The sequence below is a fragment of the Pseudomonas sp. NPDC089534 genome, from assembly GCF_044749305.1.
GTDB lineage: Bacteria > Pseudomonadota > Gammaproteobacteria > Pseudomonadales > Pseudomonadaceae > Aquipseudomonas > Aquipseudomonas ekonensis.
This window is the reverse complement of record NZ_JBIVHR010000213.1, coordinates 1-1,589: the sequence shown is the minus strand read 5'-3', so window position 1 is coordinate 1,589 and position 1,589 is coordinate 1. Positions and strand designations below refer to the sequence as shown.

Here is a 1,589-nt window from a genome sequence, read left to right as displayed (position 1 = left end):
GCCCGAGGGCGGCGAACTGCTGATCGAAACCGCCAACGTCTACCTCGACGGCAGCGACATCACCACCCTGGAACCGGTCAAGGCCGGCGATTACGTGATGCTCGCGGTCAGCGACAACGGCACCGGCATGACGCCGTCGGTGCGCTCCAAGGCGTTCGACCCGTTCTTCACCACCAAACCCATCGGCCAGGGCACGGGCCTGGGGTTGTCGATGATCTACGGTTTCGCCCAGCAGTCCGGCGGGCACGTCAGCCTCGACAGCCTGCCGGGCCGCGGCACCTGCGTACGGCTTTACCTGCCGCGCCTGCATGCGCTGGAGCCCGAGCGGCCGGCCGTCGAACCGGTCAACCAGCCCCCCGCAGCGGCGACCGGCGAGAGCGTGATGGTGGTCGAGGACGATCCGGCGGTGCGCATGCTGGTGCTCGACCTGCTCAGGGAGCTGGGCTACCGCACCTTCGAGGCCGAAGACGCGAAAAGCGCCCTGCCGCTGCTCGAATCCGGCCAGCGGGTGGACCTTTTGGTGACCGACGTCGGCCTGCCGGGCATGAACGGCCGGCAACTGGCGGAAATCGCCCGTCAGCACCGGCCGGGGCTCAAGGTGCTGTTCATGACCGGCTATGCGCAGAACGCCGCCGAGCGCCAGGGCTTCCTGGAGGACGGCATGGACATGGTGGCCAAGCCGTTTTCCATCGAGGCGATGGCGGCCAAGATCCGCACGATGCTCAGCCAAACCCCATGAGTTGAGGCATAATCCGCGCCCCGCAATCAGGTACCGCATCATGAAAGCCCAAGCCCGCCACATTCTGGTGAAGACCGCCGAAGAGGCCGAACAGCTCAAGCAACGCATCGCCAAGGGCGAAGCCTTTGATGTGCTGGCCAAGAAATACTCGACCTGCCCGTCCGGCAAGCGCGGCGGCGACCTGGGCGAAGTGCGGCCGGGGCAGATGGTCGGCGCGATCGATGCGGTGATCTTCAAGAAGCCGCTGCGCACCGTGCACGGGCCGATCAAGAGCAAGTTCGGCTACCACCTGGTGCAGGTGTTCTTCCGCGACTGAGCGGCAAGATCCCGCCCCGCGGCGCCTCGGCTGCCGCCATCGCCAGCAGGCTGGCTCCCACAGGGTTCTCGGGCGTTCCAAGGCCTAGCGGACAGCCGCAATACCTGTGGGAGCCAGCCTGCTGGCGATGGCGTCCGGTCAGGCGACACCGAATCCGGATGTGCCGGCCTCATCGCTGGCAAGCCAGCTCCCACAGGGTTCTCGGGCGTTCCGAGGCCTTGCGGACAACCACAATACCTGTGGGAGCCAGCCTGCTGGCGATGGCGTCCGGTCAGGCGACACCGAATCCGGATGTGCCGGCCTCATCGCTGGCAAGCCAGCTCCCACAGGGTTCTCAGTCGTTCCCAGTCCTTGCGGACAGCCGCAATACCTGTGGGAGCCAGCCTGCTGGCGATGGCGTCCGGTCAGGCGGCACCGAATCCGGATGTGCCGGCCTCATCGCTGGCAAGCCAGCTCCCACAGGGTTCTCGGGCGTTCCCAGGCCTTGCGGACAACCACAATACCTGTGGGAGCCAGCCTGCTGGCGATGGCGTC

2 protein-coding genes are annotated in these 1,589 nt (G+C 66.8%); both read left to right on the top strand.

The window, feature by feature from the left end:
* The coding region (locus ACIP0B_RS28480) for a response regulator (RefSeq protein WP_400838540.1) at nt 1-739 on the top strand (739 nt) is incomplete at its 5' end.
* Nucleotides 740-779: 40 nt separating this feature from the next.
* Nucleotides 780-1,055 (top strand): peptidylprolyl isomerase, encoded by a 276-nt coding sequence (locus tag ACIP0B_RS28475; protein WP_003225447.1) that lies wholly within the window; start codon nt 780-782, stop codon nt 1,053-1,055.
* Nucleotides 1,056-1,589 lie beyond the last annotated feature (534 nt).

What these genes read in the sequence shown, in the direction of transcription:
- ACIP0B_RS28475 (WP_003225447.1), top strand. Translation starts at nt 780, where the DNA reads ATGAAAGCCCAAGCCCGCCACATTCTGGTGAAGACCGCCGAAGAGGCC.